This window comes from Cellulomonas sp. NPDC055163 (genome assembly GCF_053607065.1).
In genome coordinates this window covers 38,234-62,797 of the sequence record NZ_JBSGSU010000008.1, presented here as the reverse complement: position 1 = coordinate 62,797, position 24,564 = coordinate 38,234, and the positions used below count along the sequence as shown (strand labels likewise).

Annotated in this window: 17 protein-coding genes; 12 read left to right on the top strand and 5 right to left on the bottom strand. The window is 74.4% G+C overall.

Annotated elements, in window-relative coordinates; translation table 11 throughout:
* Positions 1 to 57: 57 nt before the first annotated feature.
* The 6 genes from ACWFNE_RS16505 (at position 58) to ACWFNE_RS16480 (ending at position 7,883) form a co-directional block, all read left to right on the top strand.
* Positions 58 to 864: a carbohydrate ABC transporter permease gene (locus ACWFNE_RS16505; RefSeq protein ID WP_452123639.1), complete on the top strand. Its 807-nt coding sequence runs from the start codon at positions 58 to 60 to the stop codon at positions 862 to 864.
* An 83-nt stretch (positions 865 to 947) separates the two neighbouring features.
* On the top strand, positions 948 to 2,285 hold the full coding sequence (locus tag ACWFNE_RS16500) for an ABC transporter substrate-binding protein (RefSeq protein ID WP_452123509.1): 1,338 nt from the start codon (positions 948 to 950) through the stop codon (positions 2,283 to 2,285).
* A gap of 4 nt (positions 2,286 to 2,289) precedes the next feature.
* On the top strand, positions 2,290 to 4,440 hold the full coding sequence (locus tag ACWFNE_RS16495) for an alpha-galactosidase (RefSeq protein ID WP_452123508.1): 2,151 nt from the start codon (positions 2,290 to 2,292) through the stop codon (positions 4,438 to 4,440).
* The gene (locus tag ACWFNE_RS16490) at positions 4,437 to 5,456 is read left to right on the top strand and encodes a LacI family DNA-binding transcriptional regulator (RefSeq protein WP_452123507.1); all 1,020 of its coding nucleotides are present in this window, start codon (positions 4,437 to 4,439) and stop codon (positions 5,454 to 5,456) included. The genes ACWFNE_RS16495 and ACWFNE_RS16490 overlap by 4 nt, the downstream gene beginning before the upstream one ends.
* A gap of 139 nt (positions 5,457 to 5,595) precedes the next feature.
* Complete coding sequence (locus tag ACWFNE_RS16485; protein WP_452123506.1) at positions 5,596 to 6,819, top strand: RtcB family protein; 1,224 nt, start codon at positions 5,596 to 5,598, stop codon at positions 6,817 to 6,819.
* A gap of 158 nt (positions 6,820 to 6,977) precedes the next feature.
* A complete protein-coding gene (locus ACWFNE_RS16480) occupies positions 6,978 to 7,883 on the top strand; it encodes a ribonuclease Z (protein WP_452123505.1) in 906 nt (301 codons plus the stop codon).
* A gap of 6 nt (positions 7,884 to 7,889) precedes the next feature.
* Here ACWFNE_RS16480 and ACWFNE_RS16475 read toward each other — a convergent pair whose 3' ends face one another.
* The gene (locus tag ACWFNE_RS16475; protein WP_452123504.1) at positions 7,890 to 8,294 is read right to left on the bottom strand and encodes a TraR/DksA family transcriptional regulator; all 405 of its coding nucleotides are present in this window, start codon (positions 8,292 to 8,294) and stop codon (positions 7,890 to 7,892) included.
* A gap of 174 nt (positions 8,295 to 8,468) precedes the next feature.
* Here ACWFNE_RS16475 and ACWFNE_RS16470 point away from each other — a divergent pair, with 174 nt between their 5' ends.
* The 4 genes from ACWFNE_RS16470 (at position 8,469) to nirD (ending at position 12,736) form a co-directional block, all read left to right on the top strand.
* Positions 8,469 to 8,897, top strand: a complete 429-nt coding sequence (locus ACWFNE_RS16470) for a ChaB family protein (RefSeq protein WP_452123503.1) — start codon at positions 8,469 to 8,471, stop codon at positions 8,895 to 8,897.
* 51 nt (positions 8,898 to 8,948) lie between these two features.
* Positions 8,949 to 9,677, top strand: a complete 729-nt coding sequence (locus tag ACWFNE_RS16465; RefSeq protein ID WP_452123502.1) for a DUF72 domain-containing protein — start codon at positions 8,949 to 8,951, stop codon at positions 9,675 to 9,677.
* Between the two features lie 150 nt (positions 9,678 to 9,827).
* Complete coding sequence (gene nirB, locus ACWFNE_RS16460; protein ID WP_452123501.1) at positions 9,828 to 12,404, top strand: nitrite reductase large subunit NirB; 2,577 nt, start codon at positions 9,828 to 9,830, stop codon at positions 12,402 to 12,404.
* Positions 12,401 to 12,736 (top strand): nitrite reductase small subunit NirD, encoded by a 336-nt coding sequence (gene nirD, locus ACWFNE_RS16455; RefSeq protein WP_452123500.1) that lies wholly within the window; start codon positions 12,401 to 12,403, stop codon positions 12,734 to 12,736. Before nirB ends, nirD begins: the two co-directional genes overlap by 4 nt.
* A 108-nt stretch (positions 12,737 to 12,844) precedes the next feature.
* On the opposite strand, the gene ACWFNE_RS16450 is transcribed toward nirD, so the two are convergent.
* Positions 12,845 to 15,328: a glycoside hydrolase family 3 C-terminal domain-containing protein gene (locus ACWFNE_RS16450; protein WP_452123638.1), complete on the bottom strand. Its 2,484-nt coding sequence runs from the start codon at positions 15,326 to 15,328 to the stop codon at positions 12,845 to 12,847.
* Positions 15,329 to 15,333: 5 nt separating this feature from the next.
* Positions 15,334 to 16,707: an MFS transporter gene (locus tag ACWFNE_RS16445; protein WP_452123499.1), complete on the bottom strand. Its 1,374-nt coding sequence runs from the start codon at positions 16,705 to 16,707 to the stop codon at positions 15,334 to 15,336.
* A 188-nt stretch (positions 16,708 to 16,895) separates the two neighbouring features.
* Between ACWFNE_RS16445 and ACWFNE_RS16440 the strand changes: the two genes are divergently transcribed.
* Entirely contained in the window at positions 16,896 to 17,912 is a 1,017-nt protein-coding gene (locus tag ACWFNE_RS16440; RefSeq protein ID WP_452123498.1) for a LacI family DNA-binding transcriptional regulator, read from the top strand.
* A 75-nt stretch (positions 17,913 to 17,987) separates the two neighbouring features.
* Here ACWFNE_RS16440 and ACWFNE_RS16435 read toward each other — a convergent pair whose 3' ends face one another.
* Positions 17,988 to 18,284 carry a DUF3072 domain-containing protein gene (locus ACWFNE_RS16435; RefSeq protein ID WP_452123497.1) on the bottom strand — a complete coding sequence of 99 codons (297 nt, stop codon included), beginning with the start codon at positions 18,282 to 18,284 and terminating at the stop codon, positions 17,988 to 17,990.
* A gap of 2 nt (positions 18,285 to 18,286) precedes the next feature.
* Complete coding sequence (locus tag ACWFNE_RS16430) at positions 18,287 to 19,087, bottom strand: SDR family NAD(P)-dependent oxidoreductase (RefSeq protein WP_452123496.1); 801 nt, start codon at positions 19,085 to 19,087, stop codon at positions 18,287 to 18,289.
* 201 nt (positions 19,088 to 19,288) lie between these two features.
* Here ACWFNE_RS16430 and ACWFNE_RS16425 point away from each other — a divergent pair, with 201 nt between their 5' ends.
* A complete protein-coding gene (locus ACWFNE_RS16425) occupies positions 19,289 to 24,463 on the top strand; it encodes a glycoside hydrolase family 3 N-terminal domain-containing protein (RefSeq protein WP_452123495.1) in 5,175 nt (1,724 codons plus the stop codon).
* Positions 24,464 to 24,564 lie beyond the last annotated feature (101 nt).

Here is a 24,564-nt window from a genome sequence, read left to right as displayed (position 1 = left end):
CCCGCGTCCGTTGCCCCGCGGGGCGTCCAGGAGAACGTGCTCTCGCGCGTCGGCGCGATGCTCGTCATGGGCGTCTTCACGCTCTACTTCCTCGTCCCGATCTGGTGGTTGCTCGTCTCGGCGACCAAGGACCGCGGGCAGTTCACGAGCACGAACCCGCTGTGGTTCGCCGACATGAACCTCGTCGAGAACGTCAGCGCGCTGCTGAGCTACGACGGCGGGATCTTCGTGCGGTGGGTCGGCAACTCGCTCGCCTACACCGCGGGCGGCGCGTTCCTCGGCACCGTGCTCGCGGCGATGTGCGGGTACGCGCTCGGCAAGTACCGGTTCCGCGGCCGCGACGCGCTCTTCAACGTCGTCCTCGGCGGCGTCCTCGTCCCCGCGACCGCGCTCGCGCTCCCGCTGTTCCTCATCTTCAGCCAGGTCAACCTCACCAACACGTTCTGGGCGGTCTTCCTGCCGAGCCTCGTGAGCCCGTTCGGGGTGTACCTGACCCGGATCTACGCCACGGCGTCGGTGCCCGACGAGCTGCTCGAGGCCGCGCGCCTCGACGGGTCGAGCGAGGTCCGCACGTTCTTCACGGTCTCCGTCCGGCTCATGTTCCCGGCGCTCGTGACGGTGTTCTTGTTCCAGTTCGTCGCGATCTGGAACAACTTCTTCCTCCCGCTCATCATGCTCCGCGACGAGGCCGTCTTCCCCGTGACGCTCGGCCTCTACTCCTGGAACACCCAGGTGAACCAGATCCCCGAGCTGCGCGGCTACGTGCTCGTCGGGGCCCTCCTGTCGATCGTCCCGCTGATCCTCGTCTTCCTGCTGCTGCAGCGCTTCTGGCGCGGCGGGCTGGGTGCCGGCTCGGTCAAGTGACCCCCGGCACGAGCACGCGTCGACCGACCCCCACCCGTTCGGCAGCCCTCTGCCGAGCCATCCCCCCACAGAAAAGGACAACCATGCGTCTCACCTCGAAGGCTGCCAGCGTCGGCACCCTCACGGCGGTCGCCCTCCTCGTCGCCGGCTGCTCGTCGTCGGCCGACGACGCCCCCGCCGGTGGCGACGCCGCCGGCGCGTGCGAGCCGTCCGACGGCGCGGTCGAGCTCACGTTCACGACGTGGATCCCCGGGATCGAGGAGGTCGTCGACGTCTGGAACGCGGCGAACCCCGACATCCAGGTGACCGTGCAGACCGGCCCCAACGGCAACGGCGGCACGTACCAGAACTTCTTCAACCAGCTCAAGGCCGGCAACGCGCCCGACCTCGGGCAGATCGAGTACGACGCGCTGCCGAACTTCCGCGTCCAGGACGGCCTGACGGACCTCGGCGCGTGCGCCGACGTGATGGCCGCGCAGGGCGACTTCGTCGACTGGACGTGGGACCAGGTCAGCTTCGGCGAGGACGGCCACGCCTACGCGATCCCGCAGGACGCCGGACCGATGGCGCTGTTCTACCGCAAGGACCTGTTCGAGGCGAACGGCATCGCGGTGCCCACGACCTGGGCCGAGTACGCCGCCGCAGCCGAGAAGGTCAAGGCGGCCGGCGGGTACATCACCAACTTCTCGCAGTCCGACGTCAATCAGTTCGCGGGCCTCGTGTGGCAGGCCGGGGGGACCTGGTTCACGAACGACGGGGATGCGTGGGGGGTCGACCTCGCGGGCGAGGAGTCGGCGGAGGTCGCCGACTACTGGCAGGACCTCATCGACCGCGACCTCGTCTCGAGCGTCCCGCCGTGGACGAGCGAGTGGGACAACGCCTACAACACCGGCGCCGCGTGGACCTGGGTCTCCGCGGTGTGGGGCGCCAACTCGATCGCGAGCGGCGCACCCGACACCGCCGGGAAGTGGGCCGTCGCGCCGATGCCGCAGTGGGAGGCGGGCGACGAGGTCGCCGGCAACTGGGGCGGGTCGTCGACCGCGGTCTTCCGGGGCTCGGAGCACGTCTACGAGGCCACGAAGTTCGCCCTCTGGCTCAACACGTCCGACGAGGCGCTCACGCTGCTCAACGAGGGCGCGAACCTCTACCCGGCGACCAAGGCCGGCGCCGAGCTCCCCGCGCTCGCGGAGGGCGTCGAGTTCTACGGCGGCCAGGCCATCTACGACGTCTTCGCCGAGGCCTCGACCCAGGTCCCCGCGGGCTTCACGTGGGGCCCGACGATGACGCAGGTCTACGCCGACGTCTCGGACGGCTTCAAGGGCGCCGTCTCGGGCTCGGGGACGCTCCTCGGGGCGCTCGAGTCCGCGCAGGAGTCGACGATCTCGACCCTCGAGTCGCAGTCGATCCCGGTCGCCGAGTGACGGGGTGATCGTGCACCTGCGTGCGGCGGGCACCAGCCTGCTGCTCGACACCCCGGTGCAGGGCGGCGGACTGCCCGCCGTCCTGCACTGGGGGCGTGACCTCGGGCCGCTCGACGACGAGGCGCTCGCGGGGCTGGCCGCAGCGCTCGTACCGGCCGTCCCGCCGAGCGCGATCGACGTCCCGCTGCGGGTGTCGGTGCTGCCGACCCGCGAGCAGGGCTGGACCGGGCGGCCCGGGGTCGAGGGCTTCTGGACGGGCTCGGGCGAGCCGGCCGTGAGGCTCGGGCTGACCGAGATCGAGCGCGTGGGCGACCGTGCGGTGCGGGTGCACCTCACGGGCTCCGGCGGGCGGCTCGCGGTCGTGACGGACGTCGAGCTGTCCGAGCACGGCGTGCTCCGCGTCCGCCACACGCTCGAGAACCGCGGGGCGGGCACGTTCGTCGTCGGGTCGCTCGACGCGACACTGCCCGTGCCGGACCGCGCGCGCGAGGTCCTCGACTTCACCGGCCTGTGGGCGCACGAGCGGCGCCCGCAGCGCACGACGCTCGGCCACGGCGCCTGGACGCGCGAGACACGGCACGGCCGACCCGGCCACGACGACCCCTTCCTCGTCGTCGCGGGGACGCCCGGCTTCGGGTTCCGGTCCGGCGAGGTCTGGGCCACGCACGTCGCGTGGAGCGGCGACACGCGGCAGTGGGCCGAGCGCCAGCCGCTCGGCGCGGCGGTGCTCGGCGGCGGCGAGCTGCTCGCGCCCGGCGAGGTGCGCCTCGCGCCGGGGGAGCGGTACACCGCGCCGTGGCTCGTCGCTGCCTGGTCGGACGCCGGGCTCGACGGGCTGTCCGACCGGTTCCACCCGTGGATCCGGTCCTGGTCGACGATCCGGCGTGCGAGGCCCGTCGTGCTCAACACCTGGGAGGCCGTCTACTTCGACCACGACCGGGCGACGCTGGACCGGCTCGTCGACCTCGCCGCCGACGTCGGCGTCGAACGGTTCGTGCTCGACGACGGCTGGTTCCGGGGGCGCACCGACGCCACCCGCGCGCTCGGCGACTGGACGGTCGACCCCGTCGCGTGGCCCGACGGCCTGCACCCGCTCGCCACCCGCGTGCACGCGCGTGGCATGGAGCTCGGGCTCTGGGTCGAGCCCGAGATGGTCAGTCCCGACTCCGACCTCGCGCGCGCGCACCCCGAGTGGGTCGTCGGCGGGGACGCGCTGCCGACCTGGCGCGACCAGCGCACCCTGGACCTCGGCGACCCGGGCGCGTACGCGCACGTGCGGGACGCGCTCGCGGCGCTGCTCGACGAGTACCCGATCGCCTACCTCAAGTGGGACCACAACCGCGACCTGCTGCACGCCTCGGCGCACCGCCAGACGACCGCGCTGTACCGGCTCCTCGACGAGCTGCGCGCCCGCTTCCCCGGCGTCGAGATCGAGTCGTGCGCCTCGGGCGGGGCCCGCATCGACCTCGGGATCCTCGAGCGCGTCGACCGGGTGTGGACGTCCGACACCAACGACCCGCTCGAGCGTCAGCACATCCAGCGCTGGACCGGCGTGCTCCTGCCGCCCGAGTACCTCGGCGGGCACCTCGGGGCGCCGCGCGCCCACACCACCGGGCGCACCGCGAGCACCGGCTTCCGGTCCGCGACCGCGATGTTCGGCAGCGCCGGCATCGAGTGGGACCTCACGGCGGCGACCCCCGAGGAGCTCGAGACCGTGCGCGCGTGGGTCGCCGAGCACGTGGCCCGGCGCGGGCTGCTGCACTCCGGGCGCGTGGTGCGCGCCGACTCCGCGGACCCGGGCGTGCTCGTGCACGGCGTCGTCGCGCACGACGGCGGCGAGGCGCTGTACGCGGTCGTCGCGCTCGCCTCGGCCGAGGCCGCGCTGCCCGCCCCGGTGCGGCTCGTGGGCCTCGACCCGGACCGCACGTACCGCGTGCGCACGGTCGGCCCGGCGCCGCTCCAGGTCCAGGCCGCGCCGCCGCCGTGGTTCGCGCGGGGCGAGGTCACGCTGCCCGGTCGGCTGCTCGTCGAGGTCGGGGTCGCGGCGCCGCTGCTCGCCCCCGAGAACGCCGTGCTGCTCGCGGTCGAGGCCGTCGCGGCGCACGCGTCGGACGGGCCGGGCGGGGCGGTCCGCGACGTTACATTCGGCGCATGACTCCTCCTCCGGGCCGGCGCCGCGCCACGATCCACGACGTCGCGGCCGAGGCGGGCGTCTCGCGCGGCACGGTCTCGCGCCTGCTCAACGGCACCTCGTACGTCTCGTCGGACGCACGCGAGGCCATCGAGAAGGCCATCGCCAAGGTCGGGTACGTACAGAACACCGCGGCGCGCAACCTCGTGACGCGGCGCTCGCGGGCCGTCGGCTTCGTGGTGCACGAGCCGCACGAGCTGTTCCTCGACGACCCGAACATCGGCGCGATCCTGCTCGGCGCCAACGAGGTCGTCTCCGAGGCGGACTTCCAGCTCGTCGTGCTCGTCCTCGACTCGGAGCGCGACAGCCAGCGGGTCGCGGACTACCTGCAGGGCGGCTTCGTCGACGGTGCGGTGCTCGTCTCGGCCCGCCAGCACGACACGATCGCGGGTGCCGTCGAACGGCTCGGGCTCCCCGCGGTGTTCATCGGCCACCCGCCGGGCCACCCCGCGATCCCGTACGTCGGCATCGACAACCGCTCGGCGGCGCGCTCGGTCACCGAGGAGCTGCTGCGGACCGGGCGGCAGCGGGTCGCGATGGTCGCGAGCGCGCTCGACCGCGACTCGGGCTCCGACCGGCTCGCCGGCTTCCGCGACGCGCTGGGCGAGCGCTTCGACCCCCGGCTCGTCGTCGACCACCCCCTGTACTCCTACGCGAGCGGGCTCGAGGGGGCGCACGAGCTGCTGCGCCGCGAGCCCGCGATCGACGGCATCTTCGCAGCGTCGGACGCGGTCGCCGCCGGGGTGCTCGAGGCGCTGCGCCAGGCCGGGCGCTCGGTCCCGGACGACGTCGGCGTCGTCGGGTTCGACGACTCCGCGTGGGCGGTGCGCTGCGTGCCGGCGCTGTCGACGGTGCGCCAGCCGGCGCGGCTCATGGGGCGCCGGGCCGCGGAGATCGTGCTCGGGCAGATCGAGGGCGCCGAGGTCGAGCCCGGCGGGGCGCTGCTCGACACCGAGGTGGTGTGGCGGGCGTCGGCCTGATGCACGACGGGCAGACCGTGGACCCGGCTCCGCAGGGGCCGGTCGGGTGACGCGCGAGGGGCACGGCCCCGGCGGACGATATTGACGTCGACCCCGCGGGCGCCCGCCCCTACTGTCGGCCTCTCACCAGGAGGTCATGATGTCCAGCCCGTTCCCGGTCGCCCTGGCCGGAACCGCCGCACCCACCCTGATGTGGGCCCACGAGCACGAGGTCGAGCCGCAGGCTCTCCAGCAGCTGCGCAACATCGCGTCGCTGCCGTGGGTCGAGGGCCTGCGCGTGATGCCCGACGTGCACCTCGGCAAGGGGGCCACGGTCGGCAGCGTCATCGCGATGCGCGACGCCGTGAGCCCCAACGCTGTCGGCGTCGACATCGGCTGCGGGATGATCGGCGTCCGCACGAGCCTCACGGCGGCGGACCTCCCCGACGACCTGCGCGCGATCCGCACGCGCATCGAGCGGGCCGTCCCGGTGGGCTTCCACGCGCACGACGAGCCCGTCGACCTGCGCCGGCTCCGCCCGGTGAACGGTCCGGCGGGGCGCGAGCGGCTCCGGGGCGCCGACGCGTTCTGGGACCGCTTCGGTGGCCTGCACCGCAGGGTCCAGCAGCTCGAGGCCCGGGCGCGCAAGCAGCTCGGGACGCTCGGCGGCGGCAACCACTTCATCGAGCTCTGCCTCGACGAGTCGGACCAGGTGTGGCTCCAGCTGCACAGCGGCTCGCGCAACATCGGCAAGGAGCTCGCGGAGCGGCACGTCGCGATCGCCAAGACGCTCGAGCACAACCAGGGGATCGTCGACCGTGAGCTCGCGGTGTTCCTCGCCGGCACCCCGGAGATGGACGCGTACCTGAACGACCTGTGGTGGGCGCAGGAGTACGCCGCGCGCTCGCGTGCGGTGATGATGGCCCTCGTCGTGCAGGCCGTGCGGGACTCGTTCCCGGAGCGGGACATCACGTTCGACGAGGGTGTGAACTGCCACCACAACTACGTCAAGACCGAGCAGATCGACGGTGCCGAGCTGATCGTGACCCGCAAGGGCGCGATCCGCGCCGGCTCGGGCGAGATGGGGCTCATCCCCGGGTCCATGGGGACGGGCTCGTACGTGGTGCGCGGCCTCGGCAACCCGGCGTCGTTCGAGTCGGCCTCGCACGGGGCCGGGCGGCGGATGTCGCGGACCGCGGCGAAGAAGCGGTTCACGGTCGAGGACCTCGCGGCCCAGACCGCGGGCGTCGAGTGCCGCAAGGACGCCGGGGTGGTCGACGAGATCCCGGGGGCCTACAAGGACCTCGAGTCCGTCATCGCGGCGCAGACGGACCTCGTCGAGGTCGTGGCGCGGCTGCGCACGATCGTCTGCGTCAAGGGCTGAGTCGGCGCAGCATCATGAGGGGCCCGGCGCGCGCAGGTGCGCCGGGTCCCTCGTCCGCCGACGGGCGGCCCGGGCACCCGACCGCCGCCCGTCCGACCCCTCGACCCACCCGTGCGCCGGTCCCGCCGCACCCACCACACCCACCGCAGGAGGAACGCGTGCGCGAGCTCGTCGTCCTCGGCACGTCCTCGAACGTGCCGACCCGGACCCGCAACCACAACGGTTACCTGCTGCGCTGGGACGGCGCCCCGCACCAGGACGGCATCCTGTTCGACCCGGGCGAGGGGACCCAGCGCCAGCTCACGCACGCGGGCGTCCCGGCCACGGCGATCACCCGCATCTGCCTGACGCACGTGCACGGTGACCACTGCTACGGCCTGCCGGGCGTGCTCTCGCGCATGGTGCTCGACGGGGTGCAGCGTCCCGTCGAGCTGCACTACCCGGCGTCGGGCGAGGACGTGGTGCGCGCCCTCGTGAGCCTCGCGACGCCCGGTCTCGACCTGCGGCTGCGCCCGCACGGTGGGCCCGGCGAGGTCGCCGAGGGGCTCGAGGTGGTCGCGCTCCGGCACCGGATCGAGACCTTCGGGTACCGGCTCGTCGAGCCCGACGGGCGCTCGCTCGTCCCGGAGCGGCTCGCCGCCGCGGGGATCACCGGGCCGGACGTCGGCCGGCTGCAGCGGGAGGGTGAGCTGCGGGGCGTGCGGCTCGCGGACGTGAGCGTGCCGCGGCGCGGGCAGAGCGTCGCCGTGGTCATGGACACCGCGGAGTGCGACGGCGCCGAGCGGCTCGCCGACGGCGCCGACCTGCTGCTCGTCGAGAGCACGTTCGGGGCGGAGGCGGCGGCGCTCGCCGAGACGTACCTGCACCTGACGGCCGCCCAGGCGGGCGGTCTCGCGGCCCGGTCCGGCGCCCGGACCACGGTGCTCACGCACTTCTCGTCGCGGTACGCCGACGTCGCGCCGCTGCTCGAGCAGGCCCGGGCGGCGGCTCCCGGGTCGCAGGTCACGGCAGCCGACGACCTCGACCGCGTCCCGCTCCCGCCGCGGCGCCCGCACGACAGCTGACGGCGGTCAGGCCGCGCACCCCACGCACGTCCGGGCGACCGGTCGCGCCTCGAGCCGGGCCCCCGGGACGGGCCGCCCGCAGACCTCGCACACCCCGTACGTCCCGGCCTCCACGCGTCCGAGTGCCGCGTCGGTCTCGGCGAGCTGGTGGCGCACGTGCCGGACGATCGTGTCGAGCTGCGACCGCTCGAACGCGATGGTCGCTCCCTCGGGGTCGTGCTCGTCGTCCGCGTTCGAGTCAGCCGACGCAGCGACGAGCTCGTCGAACGAGCCCGTGAGCTCGCGGAGCCGGCCGGCGAGCTCGGCGCGCAGGGCGGTGAGCACCGTGCGCGGGTCGAACGGCTCGGCGGCCGCGTCCGCGGAGCCGTCGGACGCGCCGTGCCGCCCGCCCGGTCCCACGTCGTCGGTCATCGACCCATCGTCACACCCGCCACCCACGCGGCCCGGCGCCTCGCGGGAGCGCGCCGGCCCCGGGAGCGCGCCGGCCCGGTCCGCCGCGCGGATCGGCGGCGCTCGCGGCACGCTGGGACCAGACGGACGCACGCGACGTGGCCCCGCACCGGGACCCGAGGAGAGGAGACCGCGATGCCGAAGACGACCCGCGCGGGCAAGCCGAAGCAGAGCGAGCTCCCCGAGACGCTCAAGCGCTCCGACGCGAAGGCGCAGCGCACGTTCACGAAGACCTACGACTCGGCGGCCGAGGAGTACGACGGCGACGAGGAGCGCGCGCACCGCACCGCGTACGCGGCGCTCAAGCACACGCACGAGAAGGTCGGCGACCACTGGGAGCCCAAGGACGAGAACGGGCCGTCGGACCCGCAGGCCGAGGGCGGCGCCGGCACCGACCGCCCGACCGCGGGAGGCGTCGACGCGAACGCGAGCAAGCAGCACCTGTACGACCTCGCGAAGCGGCTCGACGTGCCCGGGCGCTCGTCGATGACGAAGGCCGAGCTCGTGGACGCGATCCAGAAGGCCAACGACCGCGCGTCCCGCCGGGCCCGCGAAGGCTCGTGACGCGGTTCGTGACGGGTCGCGGCGTGCCGGGGGAGCCGTGAGCACGCCCGCATGACCGTGCACGTCGGCACCTCGGGGTGGAGCTACGGCCACTGGGAGGGCGAGGTCTACCCGCCGGGGACCGCGAGCCGCGACCGGCTCGGGTACTACGTGCGGCGGTTCTCGACCGTCGAGCTCAACGCGAGCTTCTACCGCTGGCCGCGGGACGCCACGTTCGCCGGGTGGCGCGAGCGGCTGCCGCCCGGCTTCCTCATGACGGCCAAGGCCCCGCGCGGGCTGACGCACGCGAAGAAGCTCTACGCCCCCGAGGTGTGGATCGAGCGCATCGCGGCGGGGTGGCACGAGCTCGCGGACAAGCGGGCGGTGCTGCTCGTGCAGACCTCGCCGCTGCACGCGCGCGACGACGCCCGGCTCGACTGGTTCCTGGCCCGGCTCCCGGACTGGGTTCGCGTCTGCGTCGAGCTCCGGCACCCGTCGTGGGACCACGACGACGTGCTGCGCATCCTCGAGCGGCACGGCGCGGCCTACTGCGTCATGAGCGGCGCGGGCCTGCCGTGCCGGCTGCGGGTGACCGCGCCGTTCGCGTACGTGCGCCTGCACGGCCCCGACCACGAGCACCTGTACGGGGGCTCCTACTCCGACGACGACCTGCGCTGGTGGGCCGACCGGATCCGGGAGTGGGAGTCGGCGGGCACCGAGGTGTTCGCGTACTTCAACAACGACGGCCACGCGCACGCCGTCCGCAACGCCGAGACGCTGCGGCGCTTCCTGGCCGCCTGAGCCGGCCGGAGCCGTGCACCGCGTTCTCACAGGTCAGCGCCGTGCACTGTGAGGCGGCCTGGGCCGAAGGACCCGGACCCGCCCCGGGACCGGCCGGGAGCATGGGCGGTGCGGGTCCACCACACCCGCCACCCGAGCGGAAGACCCATCATGAGCCTGACATCCCCTGGCCACGTCCTCGTCGTCGGCGCCGGCATGGTCGCCCACCACCTCGCCGAGCAGCTCGTCGCCCGCTCGTCCGAGGGCGCGTGGCAGCTGACGGTGCTCGGCGAGGAGGACGTCGCACCGTACGACCGTGTGCACCTCTCGGAGTTTTTTACCGGCCGGGACGCCGGCGCGCTGACCCTGCCCGGGTCGCCGTGGCTGGACCCGCGGGTGCAGCTGCGCACCGGCGACCCGGTGCGCAGCATCGACCGGGACGCGCGCACCGTGACGACCCGCTCGGGACGCGTCGAGGCGTACGACCAGCTCGTGCTCGCGACCGGCTCGTGGGCGTGGACCCCGCGCACCGAGGGCACCGACCTGCCGGGGGTGTTCACGTACCGCACGCTCGCGGACGTCGAGGCGCTGCGCGACTGGGTCGCCCGGCGCACCGGGGAGCTCGGCCGGCCGCTCGCCGGTGCGGTCGTCGGCGGCGGGGTGCTCGGGCTCGAGGCCGCGGCGGCGCTGCAGACGCTCGGCACGAGCGCGACGGTCGTCGAGTTCGCCGACCGGCTGATGAACGTCCAGCTCGACGACGGTGGCGGGGAGGCCCTGCGCGTCCTGGTCACCGGGCTCGGCATGGACGTGCGCACGTCGACCGGAGCGACGCGGCTCGGTGCCGCGGGCGACGGCGCAGTCGCGACGATGGACCTGTCCGACGGCTCGTCGGTCGCTGCCGACGTCGTGGTGTTCTCGACGGGTGTGCGCCCGCGCGACCGGCTGGCCCGGGAGTCCGGGCTCGCGATCGGCGAGCGCGGCGGCGTCGTCGTCGGCCCGACCTGCCGGACCTCCGACCCGTCGATCTGGGCCGTGGGGGAGTGCGCGTCGTTCGAGGGCGAGTGCACCGGACTCGTGGCTCCCGGCAACGCGATGGCCGACGTCGTCGTCGACGGGCTGCTCGGCGGGTCCGCGACCTACCGGCCCGCGGCGGACGGCACGAAGCTCAAGGGCGTCGGGGTCGACGCGGCGAGCTTCGGGGACGTGTTCGCGCTGACCCCCGGCGCGCTGGAGGTCATGTTCGCCGACCCGGTCGCGCGGACGTACCGCAAGCTCGTCGTGTCGGACGACGCCCGCACCCTGCTCGGTGGGGTCTTCGTCGGCGACACGTCGCTGTACTCCTCGCTGCGCCCGATGCTCGGCCGCCCGCTCGGCGCCGACCCGTCGGCGTTCCTCGCGCCCGAGGGCGGCGCGCCGGCCCCGGGCACGGACCTGCCCGACGACGTCGTGGTCTGCTCGTGCTCCAACGTCTCGGCGGGCACCGTGCGGGCCGCGGTCACCGAGCACGGCTGCACGAGCGTGGGCGAGGTCAAGACGTGCACGCGCGCCGGGACGGTCTGCGGCTCGTGCGTCCCGCTCCTGACCAAGCTCGTGAACGCCACGCTCGCGAGCGAAGGCGTCACCGTGTCGGACGCGATGTGCGAGCACTTCGCGATGCCGCGCGCCGAGCTGTTCGCGCTCGTCCGCCGCGACGGCCTGCGCACGTTCACGCAGGTCGTCGAGGCGCACGGCACCGGCCGCGGCTGCGCGGTGTGCAAGCCCGCGGTCGCCTCGATGCTGTCCTCGACGAACGCCGGCCACGTGCTCGAGCGCGAGCACGCGGCGCTGCAGGACACCAACGACCACGTGCTCGCGAACATGCAGAAGGACGGCACCTACTCGGTCGTGCCGCGCGTGCCCGGCGGGGAGATCACCCCGGAGAAGCTCGTGGTGCTCGGGCAGGTCGCCGCCGAGTTCGGGCTCGCGACGCGCATCACGGGCGCGCAGCGGATCGCCATGTTCGGCGCGCGCATCGACCAGCTGCCCGCGATCTGGCGCCGGCTCGTCGACGCCGGCTTCGAGTCCGGCCAGGCGTACGGCAAGTCGCTGCGCGCGGTGAAGTCGTGCGTCGGGCAGGCGTGGTGCCGGTTCGGGGTGCAGGACTCCGCGAGCATGGCCGTGCGCCTCGAGCTGCGGTACCGCGGGCTGCGCTCGCCGCACAAGTTCAAGGTGGGCGTCTCGGGGTGCGCACGCGAGTGCGCCGAGGCACGCGGCAAGGACGTCGGCGTCATCGCGACCGAGAAGGGCTGGAACGTGTACGTCGGCGGCAACGGCGGCTTCACGCCGCGGCACGCCGAGCTCCTCGCGGAGGACCTCGACGACGACCGGCTGATCCAGGTCATCGACCGGTTCCTCGCGCACTACATCCGGTCCGCGGACCGCGTGCAGCGCACCGCCCCGTGGGTCGCCGAGTACCCGGGCGGGCTCGCCGAGCTGCGCCGCGTCGTCGTCGACGACGCGCGCGGCCTCGGCGCCGAGCTCGACGCCGTCATGGCCGAGCACGTCGCGCAGTACACCGACGAGTGGCGAGCGACGCTCGACGACCCGGAGAAGCTCCGCCGGTTCGTGTCCTTCGTCAACGCGCCGGACACCCCGGACCCCGACCTCGCGTACTCCCCGGTGCGCGGGCAGGTGCGCCCAGCACGCCCCGGCGACGGCGTCGCCGACCGCAACCCCGTCGTCGCCCGCACGCTGGAGGTGCGCTCATGAGCGGCTGGACCACCGTCTGCCGCGTCGAGGACCTGCTCCCCGAGCGCGGCGCCGCGGCGCTCGTCGGCGAGCAGCAGGTCGCGGTGTTCCGGCTCCAGGGCGACGAGGTCGTCGCGGTGCAGCAGCGCGACCCGTTCTCCGCCGCCAACGTGCTCTCGCGCGGGATCGTCGGCTCTGCCGGCGACGCGGCGACGCTGACCTCGCCCATGTACAAGCAGGTGTGGGACCTGCGCACGGGCGCGTGCCTCGACGCCGCGGGCAAGGAGCCGCAGGACCTGCGGACGTTCGACGTCGCGGTGGACCCCGACGGCCGCGTCCGCGTCGCCGGCTGACGACGGCGGCCCGGCGGGCCGTCCACCCCGGACGCGGGAGACCCGAGCCGGAAGGGCCACCACGCGGGGGTGCGTGGTGGCCCTTCTGCACGAGCAACGGCGGTGGGCTCAGCGCCCGGTCAGAGCCACCTCCGCGCGGACGTCGCCGAGGCCGCGCGCGACGAGCAGCCGCCCGCCCTCGGGGAGCCGGCCCCAGGAGCCCGTGGCCGCGTCCCAGCGGCGCCACAGCCGCGCGTCGGTCGCGACCTCGACGCGCACCGACTCGCCCGGCGCGGCGCTCGCGGCAGCCCAGCCGACGAGCCGCACGGGCTGGTCGGCGACCTGCGGGTCGAGGTAGACCTGCACGACCTCGCGGCTCGGCCGCGTCCCCGTGTTGGTCGCGGTCGCGTGCACGCGCGGCGCGGGCCCGGACTCGTCGACCGTCACGTCCGTGTAGTCCCACGTCGCGTACCCGAGGCCGTGCCCGAGCCAGAACGCCGGCTCCGGCGCGTGGCCCGCGTGGTGGCCGCGGTACCCGACGAACGTGCCCTCGGTGTACTCGAGGTCGCCGTCCGCCGGAGTCACCGACCATGCCGGGGCGGCGCCGTCCGCGGCCGGGAACGTCGTCACGAGCCGGCCCGCGGGCTCGATGTCACCGAGCAGCGCCGCGGCGACCGCGTGGCCGCCCTCCTGACCGGGCAGCCCCGCCCACAGCACCGCGTCGACCTCGTCGAGCCACGGCATGAGCACCGGCGTCGCGGCGTTGACGACGACCACCGTGCGGCGGGCGGCGGCGGCGACCGCGCTCACGAGCGCGTCCTGGTCGCCGGGCAGCGCGAGCGTCGACTTGTCGACCGACTCGGTCTCGCGCTCCTCGGTCAGGCCCACGACGACGACCGCGACGTGGGCGACCCGGGCGGCGGCCACGGCGTCGGCGATCACGTCGGCCGACGGGCGCGGAGCCGGACGTGCGACGAGCCCGAACAGACCGACCCCCGCCATCGGCGACGCGTCCGCCTCGACCGTCGTGCCCGCGGCGACGTCGAGCACGTCCGTCGCGGCGGGCGGGCGCAGCATGACCTCCCCGTCGATCACCGCACCGGTGTCCACGTCGAGCACCTCGGTCGCGGCGGGCGGCGCGAGCATCTCCTCGGCGAACCCGCCGCCGGCGCGCAGCGTGTGCCGCAGGGTCCGGTCGCCGACCGTGAGCACCCAGTCGCCGACACCCATGACCCCCACCTCGGCCGCCCCGGCCTGGGAGAGCCGCGCCCGGAACCGCACGGTGTGCACGGCCTGCGGCAGGTCGTCGTCGAAGCCGACCATCGTCGTCGCCGTGTCCGAGTGGCGCTCGTCGAGCACGGTGCCGTCCTGCGCGAGGAGCGTCACGTGCACGCCCGGCTCGCCGGTGACGGGGTCGGTCACGAACTCCGGCCGCGCGCCGACCGAGCGCTCGCGGACCTCGACGCCGTCGACGACCGTGACCGCGTCACCGAGCAGGGCGGTCAGGCCCTCGGCGACGCTGACCTGGTACGGCGGGTTGACCTGCGCCGAGCCGCCACCCATGTCGATCGTCTCGAGCGCGTGGCGCCCGATCAGCGCGACGGACGTGCCGCGTCCGAGCGGCAGGGCGGAGCCCCGGTTCGTCAGCACCGTCATGCCCTGCGCGGCGAGGCGCGTGAGCTGCTCGCGGCGCACGGCGCTGTCGGGCGCGGGCAGGTCGTCCGGGTACGAGCGGAGCGCGCCGAGCGCCCCGACGCGGTCCGCGAGCACGAGGAGCCGCGCGAGGTGGTCGTCGACCACGGCCTCGTCGACCTCGCCCGAGCGGACCGCGGCGACGAGCGCGTCGCCCCAGGGTCCGTCCGGGCCGGGCATCACGAGGTCGAGACCGCCGTTGGCCGCCGGTCCGGCGGTCTTCGTGGCGAACCAGTCGGACATCACGAGCCCGGTGTAGCCCCACTCGCCCTTGACGACCTCGTTGATGACGTGGTCCTGCTCGGTCGCCGCGACGCCGTTGACGTCGTTGTAGGCGGCCATCATCGACCAGGGGTCCGCCTCCTGCGTCGCGATCTCGAACGGCAGCAGGTAGAGCTCACGCAGCGTGGCCTCGTCGACCACGCTGTTCATCGTGTTGCGCTGCGTCTCGGACTCGTTGGCCACGAGGTGCTTGAGGCACGCCCCGACGTGCAGCGACTGCAGGCCGTCGACGTAGGAGGCCGCGAGGCGGCCGGTCAGCAGGGGGTCCTCGGAGTATGCCTCGAAGACGCGCCCGTTGAGGACCGAGCGGTGCAGGTTGATCGTCGGGCCGAGCACGACATGGATCTCCTGAGCGAGGGCCTCCTCGGCGAGCATCCGGCCGACCTCGCGGGTCGTCTCGGGGTCCCAGGCGGAGGCGAGCAGCGTCGCGTTGGGGAACAGGGCGACCTTGCGGCCGCCGGTGAACTTCAGGCCGCGCACGCCGGTCGGTCCGTCGGACAGGCGCAGCTCACCGAGCCCGATCGACTCCTCGGGAGCGAGCGTGAACGCCGTGGCGCCCGTGAGGAGGCGCACCTTGGTGGGCAGGTCGAGGGACTGGACGAGCGTGCGCACGTCGGTCTGCGTGGAGACGGGGGACATGGTCCTCACTTCACCTTCTTGACGGGGATGATGGCGAGCGCGCCGACGAAGACGAGCAACGCGGCGACGATGTAGAGCCGGTCGTAGTCGAGTGCGGCCCCACCGATGAGCAGGGCGCCGAGGAACGGGGCGACCGACTGGGGGCCGGCGTTGGCGATGTTGAAGACGCCGAGGTCCTTCGCGGCGTCGTCCGGGTTCGGGAGCACCTCGATGACGAGGGCGAGGTCGACGCCCATGTAGATGCCGAACGCGGCACCGAGGAGCACCTCGACGAGGTAGAACCCGCCGACGGTCGTGACCTGCGTGAGCATGCCCAGACCCACGGCGAACAGCGCGGTCGAGGCGAACACGAAGACCTTGCGCCGGGCGATCCGGTCGGACACGATCCCGGCGAGCTGCCCGACGACGACGAGCACGACGGTGTAGATGAGCACGCCGGTGAAGATGGTGTCGGTCGCCTGCTTGTCGGTGAGTCCCAGGTTGTCCTTCATCCAGAAGAACCGGAACGTCGAGAACAGGAAGCTGCCGAGGGTCAGCAGGAAACGCGACCACCAGGCCCACGCGAAGTCGGGGTGCTTGCGGGGGTCGATCCAGAACGTGTGCGCCCAGGCCTTGAGGTTCATCGCAGGCGGGCGCCGCGTCAGCGGCTTGTCCTTCAGGACGAGGGAGAACACCGCCATGCCGAGGACGCCGATCGCGGCGGGGACCATGAACAGCGGGACCATCGCGTTCGTGAACAGGCCGGCGACGTAGATCGACGCGAGGATGCCGACGTTCTGCATGACGCCGGCGAGCGCGCTGATGCGCGCGGTCTGCGACGTCGGGACCTGGTCGGCGATGGTCGCGAGGTAGGCCGCGAAGCACGCGTTGGCGGCGAGCTGCGCGAGGAACCAGCCGACGACGAGCGTGGGCACGTTGTCGGCGAGCGAGATGAGCAGGAGGCACGCGGCGAGCGCGAGGCTGCCGCCGACCATCCAGGGTCGACGCCGGCCGAAGCGCGACATGGTGCGGTCGGACAGCCTCCCGAAGATCGGGTTGGCGAGCAGCGCGGCGAACGCGCCGACGCCGAGGATGAGGCCCTGCGCGGTGGTGGCGTTCTCGGGCCCGACGACGCGGATGACCTTGATGGCCATGCTCACCATGACGGGGCCGAGCAGCGCGATGAACAGCGCGAGCTGGGCGAAGGCGAAGCCGAGGACGAACGGCGCGCGGACGGGCTCGGTCGGCGGCGCGTGCTCGGAGGTGGGGACGGGTCTCTCGTGGCCGGGGATCCCGGACGTGACGATCGACGCGGACACCTCCGTGCCGGTGGACGGCTGGGTGCCGCCGGGTGTCGGTGTCGGGGGGCTGTAGGGCTGGACTGGCGTTCCGCTGCTCATGTTCGTCTCCGGCGGGCGGGTGCGGAAAAACGGGCTGATTCGTGGCACTGACACGTGTCACTTGCGCGTGTCAGTACGGTAGGGTGCGGAATGTCGTTTTGGCAACAGGCCAGTTCAGCGGCTCGTTCTCCGGCCTGCGAGCACCCGCGGACCGTGGCAGGGCCCTCGGGCAGCACAAGGGAGGCGTCATGGTCACCGTCCGGACCCGTCGCGTCACGAGCGCCGACGTCGCCCGCGAGGCGGGCGTCTCGCGGACGACCGTGAGCTACGTCCTGAACGACACCCCGCACCAGAAGATCCCCGAGGAGACCCGCCGGCGCGTGCTCGACGCGGTCGCGCGGCTCGAGTACGCGCCGTCCGCGGCGGCCCGCACCCTCCAGCGCGGACGGTCCGACACGGTGCTCTGCCTGCTGCCGAACTGGCCCATCGGGCCCGCCGTCGGCGCGTCGCTCGAGCACCTCTCCGCGGCGCTCGCCGCGCAGGGCCTCACGCTGCTCGCGCACCCGAGCGCGGGGTCGTCACGCACGCTCGCCGACGCGTGGCGGGCGGTGAGCCCGGCCGCCGTCGTCCTGTTCGAGGACGCCGACGAGGAGGACCTCGCGGCGATGCGGGCCGAGGGCATCCAGGTCACGGTCGCGCTGCTCGCCGGGGGCGGCGGCGGGGGAGCGCGAGGTCGGCGCGGCGCGCTCGAGATCCCGCAGCAGCGCGCCGGGCGGCTGCAGGCCGAGCACCTCGCCGCGGCCGGTCACCGCCGGCTCGGGTACGCCTTCCCGGCCGACCCGCGCGTCGCGGGCTTCGCGGAGCCGCGGCTCGCGGGCGTGCGTGCGGCGTGCGCCGACCTCGGGCTCGACGACCCGGTCGTGCTGACGGTCCCGCTCGACATCGACGCCGCGAAGGACGCCGTCGCGACCTGGCGGGGCGCGGGCGTGACCGCGGTGTGCGCCTACAACGACGACGTCGCGCTCGCACTGCTCACGGGCGTGCGGCGCTCGGGGCTCGCGGTACCGGGCGACCTCGCCGTCATCGGGTTCGACGACATCCCCGGTGCGGCGGTCGCCGACCCGCCGCTCACGACGGTCACGACCGACCACCGGGCGATCGCCGAGCACATCGCTCAGACGATCGTGCACGGGCTCGAGGGCAGGGCGGCGCCGCGGCGGCCGGGCTCCGACGTGGTCGGGCTCGTGCGCCGCGACTCCGCGTGACGCACGAGCCCGAGGTCCGTGCTCGCCGGTGGTCGACCCTCCGGGGCGGCCGGCCGGCGGTGGTGGTGCTGCGGGTCAGGCGCCCTGGCCCGATCTGCGCCCCGTGCGCGACTGCAGCTCGTCGATGAGCTCGGAGGCGCCGGCCTTCGTGAGGTCGTCGGGCACCTCCTCGCCGGCCTCGCGCGCGAGGGTCGACAGGTAGCTGCCCTGCGGGCCGGTCATCGGCTCGTCACCCGTGACCCAGTCCTGCGGGTCCTTCTCCGGGCTGCCCACGCCGGGCGCGTCGTCGGCCGCACCGGCGCCCGGGGTCACGCCGGTGGGGGTCTCGTCGGCGCTGGTCTCGTTCGTGGGGGTGGTCTCGTCGGTCGTCATGCTCACGCCTCCTGGTCGCTGTGGTGCGGCTCGGTCATCTTCGCGTGCACCGCCGCCTTGGCGGTGTCGGGCAGGATCGCGCCCATCGCGGTCTGCATCCTGGTCTTGAGCGAGCGCGTCGAGACCTGGTCCTTGCCCGCCATGAGGGCCTCGAAGCCCTCGCGCGCGACCTTCGCCGGGTCGTCCTTCTTCTGCTCGGCGACGCGGGTGTCCTCCATGTGCGAGGCCTCGAAGAAGTCGGTGTCCGTCGGCCCGGGCAGCAGCGCGGTGATCGTGACGCCGGTGTCCTTGAGCTCGTAGCGGACCGCCTCGGTGAAGCTCTGCACGAACGCCTTCGACGCGGCGTACGTCGCGTAGTACGGCCCGGGCATGCGGGCGGCGACCGACGACGTGACGAGGACCCGGCCCGCGCCGCGGTCGACCATGCGCGGGAGCAGCCGCTTGGCCAGGTGGACCACCGAGACGACGTCGAGCGAGATGACCCGCAGGTCGTCCTCGAGCGGGGTCTCGAGGAAGGGGCCGCCGTTGGCGACGCCGGCGTTGAGCGCGAGCGCGTCGACGGGCCGGCCGCCGATCTCCGCGACGAGGCGCTCGACGCCCTCCGGGGTCGCGAGGTCGGCGGTGAGCGAGCGCACCGGGTGACCGTCAGCGACGAGGGTCTGGGTGGCGATCTGCAGGTCGGTGTCGTCCTCGGCGCAGCTGAGCACCTCGAAGCCGTTCTCCGCGAACTCGCGCACGAGCTCGAGGCCGATGCCGCTCGACCCGCCGGTCACGACGGCGAGGGGCAGGGGTGTGACGTCCATGGGATGACCTCCGGGAGGGGCTGGTCGGTGCCTTCGAGGCTAGGTCGGACGGCCGCGCACGGCATGTCGAGGGCGCCGCGCGCGGGCCGGCGAGCTGGACGGATGACCAGGGCATCGTGACCCGATCGTGACCTCCGTCACTTACCCGGCAGTAAGTGCAAATGGTTCCCTGAGCAGGCCGACCTCACGAAGGAGTGACAGGTGACGCGTCCGACCCTTGCCCTCGTCCCGCCCCGACGCCAGCGTCCGGGCCCGATCCTGCGCCCCGGGGGCGGGCGGTCGGCCGGCCGCACGACCGCCGCGGCGGCGGCTCTCGCGCTCGTGGCCCCCCTGGTCCTGCTCGCGACCGCCGGGCCCGCGCACGCCGCGGGGGACGACCTCGCGATCGCCGGGACCGCGACGGCCTCGCAGTCGCAGGACGACACCGACGGCTCGTTCCCGGCCGCGCACGCGGTCGACGGCGACCCGGCGACCCGCTGGGCGAGCGGCAACGGCCCAGACGAGGACGTGCCGTTCACCGCGTGGCTCGCGGTCGACCTCGGCGGACCGGCGGCGGTCGACGGCCTGACGCTGCGCTGGGAGGCCGCGCACGCGGCGTCCTACGAGATCCAGGCGGCGACGGGCGACCCCGCGGACCCCGCGAGCTGGTCGACGGTGCACACGGAGCCCGCGAGCGACGGCGGCGTCGACGAGATCGTGCTCGCCGAGCCCGTCGACGCACGGCACCTGCGCGTGCAGATGCTCGAGCGCGTGCCGTTCACGTGGGACCCCGCCGGGCCGCACTGGTACGGCTACTCGCTCTTCGCCGTCGAGGTGCACGGCACTCCCGAGCAGCCCGCCGTCGTCGTCGCACGCGCGTCGGCCACGGTCGCCGCCGGCGCGACCGCGACGGTCCCCGTCGTGCTGAACGCGCCCGCCGGCAGCGAGACCCGCGTGCGCGTGACCTCGGGCGGTGGGACCGCGGTCGCCGGGACGGACTTCACCGCCGTCGACGAGGTCCTCACGTTCGCCGCGGGGGAGACGACGCAGCAGGTCACCGTCGCCACGGTCGACCACGGCCCGCTCGCCCCCGTCACCACGGTCGACCTCACGCTGAGCGACCCCGTCGGCCTCGCGCTCGGCGCCCGGACGACCACCACCGTGACGATCGCGCCGCACGGCGACCTGCCGGACGTCGGCCCGAGCGAGGTGCTCGACGACGTCGAGGACGGCGTGCCCGCCGGGTACACGACGTGGGGCAGCAGCGCGCCGGTCACACCCGTGCTCACGACCGTCGAGCAGGAGCGCGAGGGCGCGGGCGAGGGCAACCACGTGCTCGTCGCCACGGTCGGCGCCACGCCGGCCCCCGGCGACTGGTTCGGCTTCACGCACGACCTGAGCCCCGCCGCCGACTGGTCGGCGTACGACGGATTCGCGTTCTGGTTCCGCGGCACCGGGGACGGCGGCACGCTGCGCTACGAGCTCAAGAGCGGCGGGCGCATGTTCGAGCGGTCCGTCGTCGACGACACCGCGGGCTGGCGGCGCGTGACCGTGCCGTTCGCGCAGCTGCGGGTCAAGGGTGACCCGGCGTCGGACGAGCGCTTCGACCCCGCCGCCTCCACCGGGTTCGCGGTCACGCTGACCGACCTCGGCGAGGGCGCCTGGCTGTTCGACGACGTCGCGCTCTACCAGCGCGTCACGACCATCCAGGACTTCGAGGGCGACGTCCCGGTCGCGGAGCCCGGCGGCACCGTCGGGCACTTCACCTGGGGCTCGGACGGCTCCGACGTGAGCCTCGCGGTGACCGAGCGGGACCGCGACGGCGCCCCCGCGGGCAACCACGTGCTCGGCGGGGAGTACCTCGTCCCGTCCGGCGGGTGGGGCGGCTACAGCCACAACCTCGCCGCCGCACAGGACTGGAGCGGCTTCCGCGGCCTGCGCTTCCTCTGGTACGCCTCGCAGGACAACCGTCCGGCGTCGCCCACCGCGGGCGCGGACATCAAGGTCGAGGTCAAGGACGGCGGGCCCGACGGCGAGCACGCCGAGCGGTGGGCCGCGACGTTCAAGGACACCTGGTCGCCCGACGGCAGCCGCTGGAAGCTCGTCGAGATCCCCTTCACCGACCTGCGGCTCGGCGGGTACCAGCCGGGCGACGAGGCGACCCGCAACGGCACGCTCGACCTGACGTCGGCGTGGGGCTACGCGGTGACCATGGTGCCCGGCACCGCGCAGCCCGTCGGCTGGGCGGTCGACGACGTCGAGCTCTACGGCTCGCCCGCGCCCGTGCCGACCGCCACGGTCGCCGCGACGCAGGACGTCGTGCTCGTCGACCGCGGCGAGGTCGCGCAGGTCACGCTGCGGCTCACGACCACGGACGGCGAGCCGCTGCCCGAGCCCGTGACCGTCACGCACGCGAACGCCGGCTCCGCCGACACCGCGGAGGCCGGCACGCACTACGAGCCGTTCTCGGGGACGTCGACCTTCGAGGCCGGGACGCCCTCGGGCGCCGAGCGGACGATCGAGGTCCGCACCCTCGCGACCTCCGGGCAGGACGACTCCCGGTCGGTCGAGGTGACGCTCACCGCCGAGGGAGCCGACGTCGCGTCGTCGCCCCGGGTCGTGCTGAACGCCACCGGCGCGCCGTACCTCGACGCGGCGCGGCCCGCCGCCGAGCGCGTCGAGGACCTCCTGGGGCGCATGACCCTCGCCGAGAAGGTCGGCCAGATGGCCCAGGCCGAGCGGCTCGGGCTGCGCTCCGACGGCGAGATCGCGAGCCTCGGGCTCGGGTCGCTGCTCTCCGGCGGCGGCTCCGTGCCGGCCGACAACACGCCGTCCGGCTGGGCCGACATGGTCGACGGCTTCCAGCGCGAGGCGCTCTCGACCCGGCTGCAGATCCCGCTCGTCTACGGCGTCGACGCCGTGCACGGGCACAGCAACGTGGTCGGCGCGACGATCCTGCCGCACAACTCCGGGCTCGGCGCCGCGCGCGACCCCGAGCTCGTGCGGCGGGCCGGCGAGGTCACGGCGCTCGAGGTCCGGGGGACCGGTGTCCCGTGGACGTTCTCGCCGTGCCTGTGCGTCACGCGGGACGAGCGGTGGGGCCGCAGCTACGAGTCGTTCGGCGAGGACCCGGCGCTCGTGACGGCGATGGCCCGCGCGGCCGTCGTCGGGCTCCAGGGCGAGGACGCGGCGGACATGTCGGGGCCGACCGAGGTGCTCGCCACCGCGAAGCACTGGGTCGGCGACGGCGGTACGCGCTACGAGCCGGCGCTCGCGGGCAGCGGCTACCCGATCGACCAGGGCGTCACGCACGTCGGCTCGCCGGGCGAGCTGCGGCGCCAGCACGTCGACCCGTACGTCCCGGCGCTCGAGGCGGGCGTCGGCTCGATCATGCCGTCGTACTCCGCGGTCGACTCCGGAGACGGCCCGCTGCGCATGCACGAGCACGCCGCGCTCAACACCGACCTGCTCAAGGGCGAGCTCGGCTTCGACGGGTTCCTCATCAGCGACTGGGAGGGCATCGACAAGCTGCCCGGCGGCACGTACGCCGACAAGGTGGCGCGCTCGGTGAACGCCGGCCTCGACATGGCGATGGCGCCCTACAACTACGGCGCGTTCATCACGGCGCTCACCGAGAAGGTCGCGGACGGCACCGTCGCGCAGTCCCGCGTGGACGACGCGGTACGCCGGATCCTCGCGCAGAAGGTCGCGCTCGGGCTGTTCGAGCAGCCGCTCGCGGACCGCACGCACACGGGCGACCTCGGCTCGGCGGAGAACCGGGCCGTCGCCCGCGAGGCCGCGGCGGCGTCGCAGGTGCTGCTGAAGAACTCCGGCGGGATCCTGCCGCTCGCGCCCGACGCGCGCGTCTACGTCGCCGGCTCGAACGCCGACGACCTCGGCCACCAGATGGGCGGCTGGTCGATCTCGTGGCAGGGCGGATCGGGCGACACCACGACGGGCACGACGATCCTCGAGGGCATCCGCGAGGTCGCGCCGTCGGCGGAGGTCACGTGGTCCACGGACGCGTCGGCCCCCACCGACAGCTCCGACGTCGGGGTGGTCGTGGTCGGTGAGCCGCCGTACGCCGAGGGCATCGGGGACATCGGGAACAACGGCCGCAGCCTCGAGCTGCCGGCCGCGGACCGGGCCGCGATCGACACGGTGTGCGGCGCGATGCCGTGCGTCGTGCTGGTCGTCGCGGGCCGCCCGCAGCTCGTCACGGACCGCCTGGACGCCATCGACGGGCTCGTCGCGTCGTGGCTGCCGGGGACCGAGGGTGCGGGTGTCGCCGACACGCTGTTCGGCGCCCGCCCGTTCACCGGCCGGCTGCCCGTGACCTGGCCGGCGAGCGCCGACCAGGTCCCCGTCAACGTCGGCGACGCGACGTACGCACCGCTCTACGCGTACGGCTGGGGCGTGCGGACGGACGCACCGCGCGCCCGGCTCGAGCAGGTGCTGGCGGGGCTGAGCTCGAGCCCGGCGCGCACCGCGGTGCAGGCGGTGCTCGACGCGGACGTCTGGGCCGGGGACTCGCTCTCGACCGACGACGCCGACGTGGTGCGGGCGGTCCGGCTGCTCGCGACGGCCGCGTCCGCGCTCGACGGCGGGGGCGACCGGTTCACGGACGCCGGACTCGTGGTCTCGCTCGTGCGCGACCTCGCGCAGTCGGCCGTCGTCGCCGGGGGGCCCGGGCTGCCGGCCGACGCCTCGGCACGGACCGCCGACGCCGAGCACGCGCTCATGACGGGGCGTGCGGGAGACTCCGTGGCACTGCTCGCGGACGTCCTCGGCGTCGGGCTCACCGAGCGCGCGACGTCCACGACGGCGGTGCGCGTCGCGCCGTCGACCGTGGTCCACGGCCGGCCCGGCACCGCCACGGTGACGGTCGGGGCGTCCGAGGGGCGCGCGTCGGGGACCGTCGAGGTGCGCGTCGACGGCGTCGCCGTCGCGACCGCCGAGCTCCCCGCCGGGGCCGCCTCACGCGACGTCCGCGTCCGGGTCGCGCTGCCCGCCGACGTCGCCGCCGGCACGCACGAGGTCACCGCGGCCTACCTCGGGGACGCGGCGGTCGCGGGCTCGGTGTCCGACGCCGTGCGCTACCGGGTGCTGCGCGCGACCCCGACGGTCAGCACGGCCGGGACCGACTGGGACGTGCGGCGCGCCGACGCCAAGGTCGTGCACGTCACGGTCGCCGGTGGCGGCGGGCTCGCCCCGACCGGGTCGGTCGAGGTGCAGGTCAACGGCCGCCGTGCGGCGACCGGGACGCTCGACGGCGACGGGCGCGCGCAGGTCACGCTCCCGTCGTCGACCCGGACAGCGCTCGTCACGGTCGTCTACCGCGGCGACGCCTCCTACACCGCGTCGATCGGCTGGCCGCGCGTGCTCGTGGTCCGGTGAGCGCGGGGCGGGGCGCCCGGGAGCAGGCCGGACGCCCCGCCGGGGAGGGGCGGGGGGGATCTGGACTGACCGACACCAGGACAACGAAGGCCCATGATACG